The organism is Paenirhodobacter ferrireducens (assembly GCF_004022265.1).
GTDB lineage: Bacteria > Pseudomonadota > Alphaproteobacteria > Rhodobacterales > Rhodobacteraceae > Rhodobacter > Rhodobacter ferrireducens.
Window position 1 is genome coordinate 31,741 of record NZ_SAVB01000022.1, and the last position, 12,270, is coordinate 44,010.

Here is a 12,270-nt window from a genome sequence, read left to right on the forward strand (position 1 = left end):
CCCGGCGAAAGCTCGCTCGCGTTTGCGGCAGACCAGCCATCGAACCGGCGCTGTGCCCCCGGTCTGCGCATGCCGCGGTTTTTCAGCCGTCGCGGCGCTGATCGACCTGCGTCGCCATCACGCACATCAGCTCGAACATCACCGTGGCGCCGGCGAGCGCCGTCATGCCGCCGACGTCGAAGGGCGGCGCCACCTCGACCACATCGGCGCCGGCGATGTTGACCGGGCCAAGCAGGCGCAGCATCTGTTGCGCCTCGCGGGTGGTGAAGCCGCCGATCTCGGGCGTGCCGGTGCCGGGCGCCATCGAGGGGTCGATCGAGTCGATGTCGAAGGTGATGTAGGTCGGATCCTGCCCGACGATCTGAAGCGCCTCGGCGATTACCGCCGCGGGGCCGCGCGCCACGAATTCTTCCATGTAGATGATGCGGATGCCCTGCGCCTTGGCCCAGTCATGCTCGCCCGGCTCGTAGACCGAGCCGCGGATGCCGATCTGCACCACGCGCTTCGGGTCGAGCACGCCTTCCTCGATGGCGCGGCGGAAAGGAGTGCCGTGGGTGAAGCGGTTGCCGCCGAAATAGGTGTCGTTGGTGTCGGAATGCGCGTCGAAATGGATCATCCCGAGCGGCTTGCCGCCGCCCCGCGGCCCTTTCGACACCGCGCGCAGCGAGGGCAGGGTGGTCAGGTGATCGCCGCCCACGGCCAGCGGCAGCGCGCCGGTGGCGACGATCGCGGCCATGCCGGCCTCGATCCGCGCGATCCCGTCCATCACGTCGATCGGGTTCACCGAAAGGTCGCCCACATCGGCGATATTGGCGATCTCGAAGGGCGCGACGCCCGAGGCATGGTGCGCGCTGCGCATCAGGCTCGACATGTTGCGCACCTCGCGCGGCCCGTGGCGCGCGCCGGCGCGGTTCGTCGTGCCGCCGTCCCACGGAATGCCGATCAGCGCGATGTCGAGCCCCGCGGCCGTCGCCACGGCGGGCAGGCGCATGAAGGTCGAAAGCCCGGCAAAGCGCGGCACTTCGGCGGCGTCGATGGGCTGGTGGAACTTGGTCATTTTCAGCGTCCTCAGTTGAATTCGCGGGCGACGGCGGCAACGATGCCGGCGGTGCAATCGGCAAGAAGCCATTCGCCCTTCTCGGCCGCCGACCCCTCGGTCAGAGACAGCACGCCCGAGGGCGGCACCTCGGCGCAGGGCTTGGGATAGCGGTCATAGGGCAGGAAGGCGGCGGGGCCGTCATGGGCGGCCTTCGTCAGATCGACGAGCTCGGGGCGCAGCGCCATCATCATCGAGGTCTCGATCACCGAGGCATGCTCGAGCTCGATCCCCGGATAGCCGTCGGGGAAGATCCGATCGAGCGTCCCGGGCTGCACCATGTCCCAGTGATCGACGCGCAGGATGACAAGGCCGTCCGTCCGGTCGCGCCCGATCGCGTCGAGGGCAAGTTCGATCCCCTCGATCGTCGGGCCGATATTCTCGTAATGCCCGTTCACCGTGACGATCTTGCGCACCTTCTGGCGGAAGAGGTCGCAGATCACGTCACGCACGATCAGCGCGAAGGTCTGTGCGGTCAGGTTCACCGTGCCCGGAAAGCCCGGGCCGCCGCCGGTCTTCGGTTGCGAGCGGTTGCCATAGGCGAGCGTCGGCAGCACCAGCCCGCCGACCTCGGCCGCCGCCCGCGCGGCCACTGCGGTCGGCAGCACCACATCGACGTTCAGCGCCATGTGCCGGCCGTGCTGTTCGGTCGCGCCGAGCGGCAGGAACACGGGGGCGCCGGCGGCGATCCGGGCCTCGACCTCGGGCCAGGGCAGTTCGGCATAGAAAACGGTGTCGGTCATCGTCTGGTCCATCACATCATCGCCGCGCCGCCATTGGCGCCGAGGCATTGTCCGAGAAAGAGCGTGGCGCCGGGGCCGGCGAGGAAGACGACGGCGGCCGCCACTTCCTCGGGCCGGCCGATGCGGCCGATCGGGTAGGCGGTTTCCTCGGCCTGCGCGCGGGCGTCGAGTTTCTCGAAGCCCAGCAGCGGGGTGTCGGTCGGGCCAGGGGCGACCGCATTCACCAGCACCCGCGGCGCAAGTTCCCGCGCCCAGGACCGGGTGGCGCCCAGCATCGCGGCCTTGGTCGCGGCATAGACCGAGGCATTGGCGCGGCCGAGATAGGCAAGCTCGGACACGGTGTTGATGATCCGCCCGCCCTCCGGCAGATGCGCCAGCACCTCACGCGCGACCAGCATCGCGCCGCGCACGTTGACCGCGAACATCCGGTCGATATGGGCGGCGCTCAGCGCGCCAAGCGGCGCTTCCTCGAGGATGCCGGCGTTGTTGACGAGGATGTCGATGCCCCCCATCCGCGCCGCCGCCCCCGCGACCGTCGCGACGATCTGCGCCTCGTCGGCAAGATCGCAGGCCAGGATCTGGAAGGGCGCCTCGCTGCTGTGCAGATCAAGGCCGATCACCTCGGCGCCCGCGTCCTGCAATGCCAGCGCCGTCGCGCGGCCGATGCCGCTGGCCGCGCCGGTGACAAGGGCGCGCTTGCCCGAAAGCGGTTTCACCATGGGACTTCTCCTCGGTCGACGCCCAGCGACTGGCCGGTGATGTTCGCGGCAAGGTCGGAGGCAAGAAACAGATAGGTGGGCGCCATGTCGGGCGGCTCCATCAGGCCGGGCAGGGCCTGCCCGGCGACGATGTCGGTGAGCAGATCGTCCTCGGCCCGGCCCGCCTCGGCCGCGATCCGGCCGAGCGAGCGCATCGAGGCCTCGGTCCGCACCCAGCCCGGGCAGACCGCGTTCACCCGGATGCCGCGGGGGCCGAGCTCGCGCGCCCAGGTCTTGGTCAGCCCGATGATCGCGTGTTTCGAGGCGACATAGGCGCCGAAACCCGGCTCGGCGACGCGGCCCCAGATCGAGGCGGTGTTGACGATCGCGCCGCTCGCACCCATCCGGCCAAGCGCCGTGGCGGTGACGAGCGCCGTGCCGGTCACGTTAATGTCGATCACCCGACGGAAGGCGTCGGTCGTCGCGTCATCCGCCCCGGCGATCGGCGTCATCAGCTCGAGCCCTGCGTTGTTGATCAGCACGTCGATGCGCTCGAGGGGCGCGAGGGCGCGGATCACCTCGGCCTTGACCGAGATGTCGGCCTCGGCCGCGGTGGCGCCAAGGCCGGCGGCGCGGTCATGCACCGCGGCGTCATTCGCGATCAGGTGCAGCGTCGCACCGGTGCGGGCGAAGCCTTGGGCGATGCCCAGCCCGATGCCGCGGCTCGATCCGGTGATGACGACCGTGCGGCCGGTGAAGTCGATGCCGGTCATTTGTGCCCCTCCTCGCGCATCATCCGCATGATCTTGCGCTCCATCTCGGCATAGCCGGGCAGGGCGATCACATCTTCCTTGTTGCGCAGCCGGCCGGGCTTGAAGGTGGGGAGGATCTCCTCCTTCAGCCGGCCCGGGTGGCTCGACAGGAACACGATCTTGTCGGCAAGGAAGATCGCCTCCTCGATGTCATGGGTGACGATGATCATCGTCGTGCCCGAGGCCTCGGCCACCTCGATCATCAGCTCCTGCATCTGCCAGCGGGTCTCGGCGTCGAGCGCGCCGAAGGGCTCGTCCATCAGCAGCACGTCGGGGGCATTGGCCAGCGTGCGGGCAATCGCCACGCGCTGCCGCATGCCGCCCGAAAGCCGCGAGGGATAGGCGTCGATGAATTTCGACAGCCCGACGAGGCCGATGAAGCGTTCGGCCCGCGCGCGCCGCTCAGGCTTGGGCACGCCGTTGATCTTCATGCCGAATTCGACGTTCTTGCCGACCGACAGCCAGTCGAACGAGCTGTAGGCCTGAAACACCATGCCGCGCTCGCGCCCGGGCCCCTCGATCGGGGTGTCGTTGAGCAGCACCGCACCCGAGCTCTGGGTCTCGAGCCCCGCGATCATCCGCAGGAGCGTCGACTTGCCGCTGCCCGAGGGGCCGAGGAGCACGCAGATCGAGCCCTTCTCGACCGCGAAGCTGACATCGTCGACCGCGGTGAGCGCCTGCCCGCCGGGCAGATCGAAGGTCTTGGAAACGTTTTGGATGTGCAGCAGGGCGGACATCAGCGCTTGTCCTCCAGATAGGGGAAGAGGCGGCGGTGCAGCAGGGCGAAGGCCATGTCGCAGGCCATGCCGAGCGCGCCGATCACGATGATGCCGGCAAGGATCTCGTCGGTCTTGAGAAACCGGCGGGCGCGCATCATCATCGCGCCGATGCCGGTGGTCGAGGCGACGATCTCGGCGATCACCAGATAGGTCCAGACCACGGCCAGCATCTGCCGCATCGCGACGAGGATATTGGGCAGCACGGCGGGCAGCATCACCTGGAACACCGTCACCCGGCGATTGGCGCCAAGGGTCAGCGCGGTCTCGATCAGCTCCTTGCGGATCTCGCGGGTGTGGTCGGCGATCAGGGTGACGAGGAAGAAGATCACGCCGAGGAAGAGAAGGGCGAGCTTCGGCGTCTCGCCGGTGCCGAACCACATGAGCAGGATCGGGATGAAGGAGGGCGCGGGCAGATAGCGCCAGGCCGAGACGAAGGGGGCGAAGACGGCGTTGATCGCCGGGAAGGCGCCCATGGCGACGCCGAGCGGCACCGCGACGAGGCTGGCGAGTGCAAAGGCGATCAGCACCCGCCCGATCGAGATCAGCACATCGGCGCCGAAGCCCTGCTCGGCGAAGAGCCGCACGATGGTGGCAAAGACCTTGCCGGGCGGCGGCACCAGGATCGGGTTCACCCAGCCAAGCCCCGAGGCGAGGATCCAGATCCCGAAGAAGGCGATCCAGACCCCGAGGGCCGAGATCAGCGCCTGTCGCCCCGAGACCGGGACGCGGACTTGCAGCAGCCGGGCTTTTCGCCCCTTGGAAGCGGTCGACATCGGGTCCTCCGTTGCTCCCCGCGGCGGGTGCCGCGGGGCAATGCCGGGATCAGTTCGCGGTGAAGGACTGGCGATAGCCCTGCGCCACAAGGTCGCCCATCAGCGAGCAGTCGATGCCCTTCGCGGGATCGACCTTGGTCTTCATCAGGCCGAGCTTGATCCACCACTCGTTCGTCAGCGCGACCGAGCCCGGCATCGAGCCGTTCGGCAGGCCGAAGGGCGGCGCGCCATCCAGCACGCCGCAGGTGCGCGCGCTTTCGTCGAAGTCGAAGACATAGATGCCGCCGTCGAGGCTCTTGCCATTGGTGCCGATCACCGCGTTGATGTCATCGACCGGCCATTGCAGGGTCTCGGCCATCAGCGCGTTCACCTCCTCGACATGGTCATGCCAGTAACCGCGGGCGTCCCATTCGGCCTTGAGGACGGCAAGCGCGGCATCGCGCTTCTTCGCGATGAAGTCCTTGTTCATGTAGAGCGAGTCCATGAAGATGCCGGTCTTCAGCATCTCGGGGTCGGTGGTGTTCACCACCGATTTCGCGCCCGGCGCGGCCTCGAGCACCTTCGAGATCCACGGCTCGTACATGTAGGCCGCGGCCAGATCGCCCGAGAGCATCGGCCCCACCGCCTCGTCGGCATTGAGGTTCACCCAGGTCACGTCGCCGGGCGCGATGCCCTGCCGGTCGAGCCAGAGCCCCATCAGCAGCTGCCCGATATAGGCCTGCGGCGCGGCAACCTTCTTGCCCTTCAGCGCGGCGGGGTCCATGCCGGCGGCGAGGATCACGTGATCGACCCCGTAGGAGGGGTTCAGATAGGCGACGTTGACCTCGTTCAGCCCGGCCTCGACCGAGACCGGCACGTAATCGGCGGTGCAGTCATAGACGTCGATCTGCCCCGCGGCGAGCGCCGCATGACCGCCGAGCGGGTCCTCGAAATTGGTGATGTTGAGGTCGTAATCGGGCAGCAGGTTCTTCTGCTTGGCCACGTCGAGCATGGCATAGCCGGGCCATGACACGCACATGCCGACGTTGATGGTCTCCTTGGCCGAGGCGGTTCCGGCACTCAAGGCGGCAATGGCAGCAAAGGCGATGGTCAGCGTCTTCATGATGGGGCTCCCTGACGGTCGTCGTTTTTCTTGGTGATGTCGCGAGTGGTGGTCGTGTGAGTGGTGGTGGTCTTGAGAAAATTCATACGGAGCAAAATTCTTTAGTCAATAAAAAATTTGAGACAGTAAATTGTTGATTGCAATTCCCGCCCCGAGACGAAATGATGCCGCCATGACGGAACAACAGCCCACCAGCCTGCGCGAGCGGCAGAAGGAAGACCGCAAGGCGCGCATCATCGCCGCCGCCAAGAGCCTGTTTCTCGAGGCCGGTCTTGAAAAGATCACCATGGAGGCAATCGCCGAGATCGCCGGCGTCTCCAGTGTCACCGTGCACAATTACTATGGCACGAAATCGGGGGTTCTGCTGGCGCTCGTGGCGGAAAGCGACCGCGAGCTTCTCGCGACGCTCGAGCGCGGCCTGCGCGGCCGCACGGCGACCCTTGCGGAGCTGGTCCTCGGCTTTTTCGAGATCGTCTGCCGCCACACCCAGACCCATCTCGACAAGGCGATCTGGCGGCAGGTGATTGCGGCCTCGGTCTCCGGCACCGAGCCGCGCTTCGGCAAGCTCTATCACGAGCTCGACAACCGTCTGGCCTCGGTGCTGATCCGCGAAGTCGAGCGGATGGTCGGGGCGGGGCTGCTGCCGGAGACGGTCGATCCGGCGCATCTGGGCTGGGCGCTGTTCAACCTGCAAAACGCCCGCTTCATCGAGTTCATCGCCGCCGATGGCAGCAGTTGCGAGGCCGGGCTCCAGCATCTGCGCAACGACCTGAGCGCGCTGATGCCGGGCGGGTTTCCGGGGCGCTGAGGCTCAGCCTTCGGCAAAGACCTCGCCCGGGCGGAAGGCGCGGAAGCGCTCGGGCGCGATGCCGGCCGTGGCAAGGGCCGCTGCCAGAAGCTCGGCCGGTTCCTCGCGCGGCTCGTCGGTCAGCTGGAAGGTGCCCCAGTGAAAGCCAAGCGCCGCGCGCGCGCCGATGTCGCGAAAGACCTGCACCGCCTCGTCGGGGGCGATGTGCTGCGCGCCCATGAACCAGCGCGGCGCATAGGCGCCGATCGGGATCAGCGCGATGTCGGGGGCGCCGTGGCGGGCGCGGATGGCGCGGAAGATCGCGCCGTCGCCATAGCCCGTGTCGCCCGCGAACCACAGCCGCGCCGCGGGGCTGTCGATCCAGAAGCCGCACCACAGGGCCCGCCGCCGGTCGCCCAGCCCGCGTGCCGACCAGTGGTTCGCGGGCGTCAGCGTCACGGCAACGCCGGGGGCGAGGGGCACCTCCTCGTGCCAGTCGGCGGTGACGATCCGCGCCCCGCTCACCGCGCGCCGCACCGTCGCATCGGTGCCGAGCGGCATCACCATCAGCGGCCGGTGCCGCGCCTGCAACCGGCGCAGCGTCGCGATGTCGAGGTGGTCATAGTGGTTGTGGCTGAGCAGCACCGCGTCGATCGGCGGCAGGTCGTCGAAGGCGATCCCCGGCGTGGTGACGCGGCGTGGCCCGATCAGGCGCGAGGGGCTCGCGCGCTCGGACCAGACCGGATCGGTGAGCAGGTTCACCCCGGAAAGCTGGATCAGCATCGTCGCATGGCCGACCATGGTGACCCGTGCGGGGCCCGAGCGGGCGGGCGGCACGGCGGGCGTCACCGCCACCCGCTTCGGCCAGGGCGCGCGGTTGCCCTCGCGCTGCCAGCGCAGGATCTCGCGCAGGCTGCGGTCGGGCGAGGGCTGGCCCGGCGCGAAGAAGCGTGTGCCGTCGAAATGGTCGCTGACGGGGCCGGCATAGGGGCGGGAACGGAGCATGGGGCGTCCTTCGGGCAGGGGCCCCTTGCAGATGGGCCGGCGGGCGGTGTTGTCCAGTCCCACGGCCCGCGGCGGGCCCGTCAGCCCTCGGCCCGTGCCTTGCGCCCGGCGGCGCTGCCGGCATGCGTCAGATGCGACAGGAAATCCCGCACCGGCGCGCTCAGCGGCTCGTTGCGGCGATGGAAGGCAAGGATCGTCACCGGCGGCATGTCGACGATGCGCCGCGCGGTCAGCCCCTGCATCGCATACTCATGCGCCGTCATCGCATCGACGATGCCGACGCCGCCGCAGGCACGCACCATGTCACAGACATTGGCGCAATAGGGCACGATGCAAGCCGGGTCATAGCTCAGCCCCTGCGCCTCGAAGGCGGCTCGGATCGTCGCGCCCATCGGCGACCAGTCGGCGTTGTAGCACACCAGCGGATATTTCTGCATCGCGGCGCAGAAGAGCTCGGATCGCGGGGCAAGCGGGTGGTCGTCGCGCAGCACCGCGACGAGGGTGCTGGTGCCGATCTCGTGCGACTGGAATTCGGCCTTGGGCGGAAAGGCCATCTGCAAGCCGATGTCGGCCACCCCCTCGCGCAGGTCCTCTTCGGGCGAGTTCACTCTCAGGATCAGCCGCTTGCGCCAGTTCTGATAGCCCGCGCGAATCAGGATCGGGCCGAGGAAGCCCTCGACCAGGGCCGGCGTCGCCGAGATCGCCACCGGCCGTGCCGCGGCGTTGCGCAGTGCCGGCAACCGGGCACGGACCTGCGCATAGGTGCTGAAAATTGGGGCGGAAAGGGCAAAGAGCTCGTTCGCCTCGCGCGTCGCCTCGAGCCGGTTGCCGGTGCGGTGGAACAGCGAAACCCCGAGGTTCGCCTCAAGCCGTTTCAGTTGCGCACTGACGCTCGGCTGCGAAATGCCAAGGAGTTTCGCCGTTTCTGTTGTCGTCCCGACCCGCATCAGGGTGCCGAACAGTTCCATCTCGCGCAGGTTCATTATCAGCATCCTGATAGTTGGGCCAATATTTATCATTATTCACCGATTTTCCGCTTGTCTAACGTTGCCTCAGAACAAGCGACCGACCGAGTGCGGAACGGCGCATCGCACCAACAGGCGAGGAAGGACCAAGCCGATGAAGACGAGACTGAATTTCCGGGCCCTGCTGCTGGCATCGACGCTGTCGCTGGCGGCGCTGTCGGCCGAGGCGGAGACGCTGCGCGTGGCAATGGGCTACGATCCGGTCAGCCTTGACCCGATCGCGACCAGCGACAACGGCTCGATCTGGACGCAGCTGCTGATCTACGACACCCTGGTGCGCCCCGACGCGACCGGCACCAAGCTGGAACCGGGACTGGCCGAAAGCTGGACCGTGTCCGACGACGGGCTGACCATCCGCTTCAAGCTGCGTGACGCGAAATTCTCCGACGGCACGCCGGTGACCGCCGAGGACGTTCAGTTCTCGATCGCGCGCGCGGCCTCGGAGGAATCGGGCTGGGGCCGGTTCTATCGCCCGATCACGCGGTTCGAGATCCCGAACCCGCGGGAGATCGTGATGCATCTGACCGAGCCCTTCACCCCGGCCTTCAACAACCTCGCGCTGTTCGCCGCCGCGATCCTGCCGAAGGCCGCGCTCGAGGCGAAGGGCGCCGCCTTCTTCGATGCGCCGGTGGGCTCCGGCCCCTTCGTGCTGAAGAAATGGACGCGCGGCGCCTCTCTCGAGCTGGTGAAGAACCCCTATTACTGGCAGGCCGGCAAGCCCGCCGTCGATGAGGCGGTGCTCGAGGTGGTGACCGAGCCCTCGGCGCGGGTCATCAAGCTCGAGGCGGGCGAGGTCGATGTGGCGCTTGACCCGCCGCTGAACCAGCTTGCCGCACTGAAGGCGGAACCGGGGATCACCACGGGGTCCGTCACCCCCTACCGCGCCGATTTCGTGCAGCTCAACACCCGCTACGCGCCGCTTGGCAACGAGAAGGTGCGTCAGGCGCTGAACTATGCCATCGACAAGACCGCGCTGATCAAGGGTGTGCTCTATGGCGAGGGCACGCCCGCGGCTTCGGCGATGCCGGTGATGGCCTATGCCGATCCGGCGCTGACGCCCTATCCCTACGACCCGGCAAAGGCGAAGGCGCTTTTGGCAGAGGCGGGCTATCCCGAGGGCTTCGAGGCCGAGATGCTGGTCGATTCCGGCATCGCGACGCAGCGCAACACCGCGATCGCGCTGCAGGCGATGCTCGCCCAGGTTGGCGTCAAGGTGAAGATCCAGATGCTCGAGAGCGGCACCCAGTGGGAGACGACGAAGGCGGGCGGCTATCAGATGTCGCTCAGCTACACGACCTCGGACACCATCGACCCGGATCAGATCATCGGCTTCGTCGCGGTCAATCCCGAGCGCGCCAACGCCTATCACACCGAGTGGAAGAACGAGCGCCTGAACGCGCTTTACACACAGGAGCGCAAGACCGTGAACGGGCCCGAGCGCGGCGCCATGTTCCGCGAGATGATCCAGATCCTGCATGACGGGGCGCCCTTCCTCTTCCTCTATCACCCGGCGACGGTCTGGGCCGAGAAGGACTACGTGAAGGGCTTCTCGGTGCTGCCGACCTCGAACTTCCGGCTCGAGGACGTGACGATCGCGAAATGATCCCCTGCCGGCGCGGCCTGTGTCGCGCCGGTCCTGGCCCGCCTCCGACCGGGGGCGGGCATTTTCCAGCCAGCGGACGGACGATGTTCCAGGTCATTCTCAAACGGCTCGTGATGCTGATCCCGGTGTTGATCGGTATCACGCTGCTCGGCTTCCTGTTGTTACAGGTGATGCCGGGCGATCCGGCCTCGCGCGCCATGGGCACCCGGGCGAGCCCCGAGGAGCTTGCCGCCATGCGCAAGCTCTGGGGCCTCGATCAGCCGCTCTGGCTGCAATACCTCTATTTCCTGCGCGACTGCCTGACCGGCAGCTTCGGCGTGTCGATCTTCCACAAGATGCCGGTGATCGGGCTGGTGGCCGAGCGGCTGCCCTTCACCCTCGCGATCGTCGCCTATTCGACGCTGATCGCGCTGGCCGTGGCGCTGCCCTTCGCCATTCTCGCGGCGCTCAGACGCGGCACGGTGGTCGACGGCGCGATCCGGCACGTCTTCGTCGCGCTGATCGCGATGCCGCCGTTCTGGCTGTGCTATGTGCTGATCCTGTGGCTGGCGCTCGGGCTTGGCTGGTTCCCGACCGGCGGCGTGGGGCAGGGGGTGGGGGAAAACCTCTCCCGGCTGTTCCTGCCCTCGCTCGTCGTCGGGCTGTCGACCGCGGCGCTGATCCAGCAAAGCCTGCGCGCCGCGCTGATCGACACGCTGAAGGCCGATTACGTCGATACCGCCCGCGCCAAGGGGCTGAGCGGGGCGCAGGTGTTCCTCCGCCACGTGCTGCCCAACAGCCTGATCTCGACGATCTCGATCATCGGGGTGCGGGTCAGCTGGATCATCGGCGGCACCGTGGTGGTCGAGAAGATCTTCTCGGTGCCCGGTCTCGGCAGCCTGCTGATCGACGCGATCGTGTCGCGCGACCTGCCGGTGATCCGCGGCCTCACCGTGTTCTTCGCGATCATGGTGGTGATCGTGAATCTCGTCACCGACATCTGTTACGCGCTGGCCGATCCGCGCGTGCGACTGGAGTAGCCCCTTGCGCATCCTGATCCATCTTCTGCGCAGTCCGGCGGGCGCGGCCGGCCTCGCGATGCTGGCGCTGACGCTTGCGGCGACGGCGCTGACGCCCTGGTTCTCGCCCTGGGATCCCTATGCACTCGATTTCGGCGCGGCGATGCAGGCGCCGTCCGCAAGCCACTGGTTCGGCACCGACAATTTCGGCCGCGACATCTTCACCCGGGTCCTTGCCGGGGCGGTGTTCGACCTGCGCATCGCGGTCGTCTGCGTCTTCGTGCCGATGCTTGCCGGCACCATGGTCGGCCTCGTCGCGGGCTTCTTCGGCGGCTGGGTCGATGCCGCGCTGATGCGGCTGACCGATGTCGTCTGGGCCTTTCCGTTCTACGTGCTGGTGCTGGCGATCGTCGGCGTACTCGGGGCGAGCGAGGCGAACCTCTACATCGCCTTCTTCCTGGTGAACTGGATCGGCTATGCCCGCATCGTGCGCGGCGAGACGATCCTCATCGCCCGGCTCGAATACATCGAGGCGACGCGCGTGCTGCGCTTCGGCAAGCTGCGGGTGCTCTTGCGCCATGTCCTGCCGAATGCGGTCACCCCGGCGCTGGTCTATGCGATGTCGGATGTGGTGCTGACGGTGCAGGCGGTGGCGGCCCTGTCCTTCTTCGGCCTCGGGGTCCAGCCGCCGGCGCCGGAATGGGGCATCCTGATCGTCGAGAGCATCGACTACATGCGCGAGGCGCCCTGGATGACCGTGTTTCCGGGCTTCGCCATCGTCTGGATCGGCATCGCCTTCTCGTTGGTGGGCGAGGGGCTGTCGGTCGCGCTGAAGCCGAAGGGATAAGC

General features: G+C 67.7%; 13 protein-coding genes. 4 read left to right on the forward strand and 9 right to left on the reverse strand.

What is annotated here, in order from left to right; all coding sequences use genetic code 11:
• Positions 1 to 82: 82 nt before the first annotated feature.
• The 7 genes from speB to EOW65_RS15275 are packed head-to-tail and all read right to left on the reverse strand — an operon-like array spanning position 83 to position 6,003.
• The gene (gene speB / locus EOW65_RS15245; protein ID WP_128150866.1) at positions 83 to 1,057 is read right to left on the reverse strand and encodes an agmatinase; all 975 of its coding nucleotides are present in this window, start codon (positions 1,055 to 1,057) and stop codon (positions 83 to 85) included.
• Between the two features lie 11 nt (positions 1,058 to 1,068).
• Positions 1,069 to 1,839 carry a creatininase gene (locus EOW65_RS15250; protein WP_128150868.1) on the reverse strand — a complete coding sequence of 257 codons (771 nt, stop codon included), beginning with the start codon at positions 1,837 to 1,839 and terminating at the stop codon, positions 1,069 to 1,071.
• An 11-nt stretch (positions 1,840 to 1,850) separates the two neighbouring features.
• The gene (locus tag EOW65_RS15255) at positions 1,851 to 2,558 is read right to left on the reverse strand and encodes an SDR family NAD(P)-dependent oxidoreductase (protein WP_128150870.1); all 708 of its coding nucleotides are present in this window, start codon (positions 2,556 to 2,558) and stop codon (positions 1,851 to 1,853) included.
• Positions 2,552 to 3,310 (reverse strand): SDR family NAD(P)-dependent oxidoreductase, encoded by a 759-nt coding sequence (locus EOW65_RS15260; RefSeq protein WP_128150872.1) that lies wholly within the window; start codon positions 3,308 to 3,310, stop codon positions 2,552 to 2,554. The genes EOW65_RS15255 and EOW65_RS15260 overlap by 7 nt, the downstream gene beginning before the upstream one ends.
• Positions 3,307 to 4,086: an ABC transporter ATP-binding protein gene (locus tag EOW65_RS15265; protein ID WP_240664718.1), complete on the reverse strand. Its 780-nt coding sequence runs from the start codon at positions 4,084 to 4,086 to the stop codon at positions 3,307 to 3,309. Before EOW65_RS15265 ends, EOW65_RS15260 begins: the two co-directional genes overlap by 4 nt.
• Positions 4,086 to 4,901 carry an ABC transporter permease gene (locus EOW65_RS15270; protein WP_128150874.1) on the reverse strand — a complete coding sequence of 272 codons (816 nt, stop codon included), beginning with the start codon at positions 4,899 to 4,901 and terminating at the stop codon, positions 4,086 to 4,088. Before EOW65_RS15270 ends, EOW65_RS15265 begins: the two co-directional genes overlap by 1 nt.
• A 49-nt stretch (positions 4,902 to 4,950) precedes the next feature.
• On the reverse strand, positions 4,951 to 6,003 hold the full coding sequence (locus tag EOW65_RS15275; protein WP_128150876.1) for an ABC transporter substrate-binding protein: 1,053 nt from the start codon (positions 6,001 to 6,003) through the stop codon (positions 4,951 to 4,953).
• 172 nt (positions 6,004 to 6,175) lie between these two features.
• On the opposite strand from EOW65_RS15275, the gene EOW65_RS15280 reads away from it, so the two are divergent.
• On the forward strand, positions 6,176 to 6,811 hold the full coding sequence (locus EOW65_RS15280; RefSeq protein ID WP_128150877.1) for a TetR/AcrR family transcriptional regulator: 636 nt from the start codon (positions 6,176 to 6,178) through the stop codon (positions 6,809 to 6,811).
• A gap of 3 nt (positions 6,812 to 6,814) precedes the next feature.
• On the opposite strand, the gene EOW65_RS15285 is transcribed toward EOW65_RS15280, so the two are convergent.
• Both EOW65_RS15285 and EOW65_RS15290 read right to left on the reverse strand, forming a co-directional pair.
• Entirely contained in the window at positions 6,815 to 7,795 is a 981-nt protein-coding gene (locus tag EOW65_RS15285) for an MBL fold metallo-hydrolase (protein ID WP_128150879.1), read from the reverse strand.
• 80 nt (positions 7,796 to 7,875) lie between these two features.
• Positions 7,876 to 8,778 carry a LysR family transcriptional regulator gene (locus tag EOW65_RS15290; RefSeq protein ID WP_128150987.1) on the reverse strand — a complete coding sequence of 301 codons (903 nt, stop codon included), beginning with the start codon at positions 8,776 to 8,778 and terminating at the stop codon, positions 7,876 to 7,878.
• Between the two features lie 136 nt (positions 8,779 to 8,914).
• Here EOW65_RS15290 and EOW65_RS15295 point away from each other — a divergent pair, with 136 nt between their 5' ends.
• The 3 genes from EOW65_RS15295 (at position 8,915) to EOW65_RS15305 (ending at position 12,268) form a co-directional block, all read left to right on the forward strand.
• A complete protein-coding gene (locus EOW65_RS15295) occupies positions 8,915 to 10,423 on the forward strand; it encodes an ABC transporter substrate-binding protein (protein WP_128150880.1) in 1,509 nt (502 codons plus the stop codon).
• 83 nt (positions 10,424 to 10,506) lie between these two features.
• Positions 10,507 to 11,442 (forward strand): ABC transporter permease, encoded by a 936-nt coding sequence (locus EOW65_RS15300; protein WP_128150882.1) that lies wholly within the window; start codon positions 10,507 to 10,509, stop codon positions 11,440 to 11,442.
• A gap of 4 nt (positions 11,443 to 11,446) precedes the next feature.
• Entirely contained in the window at positions 11,447 to 12,268 is an 822-nt protein-coding gene (locus EOW65_RS15305; protein ID WP_206364082.1) for an ABC transporter permease, read from the forward strand.
• The last annotated feature ends 2 nt before the right edge of the window (positions 12,269 to 12,270 follow it).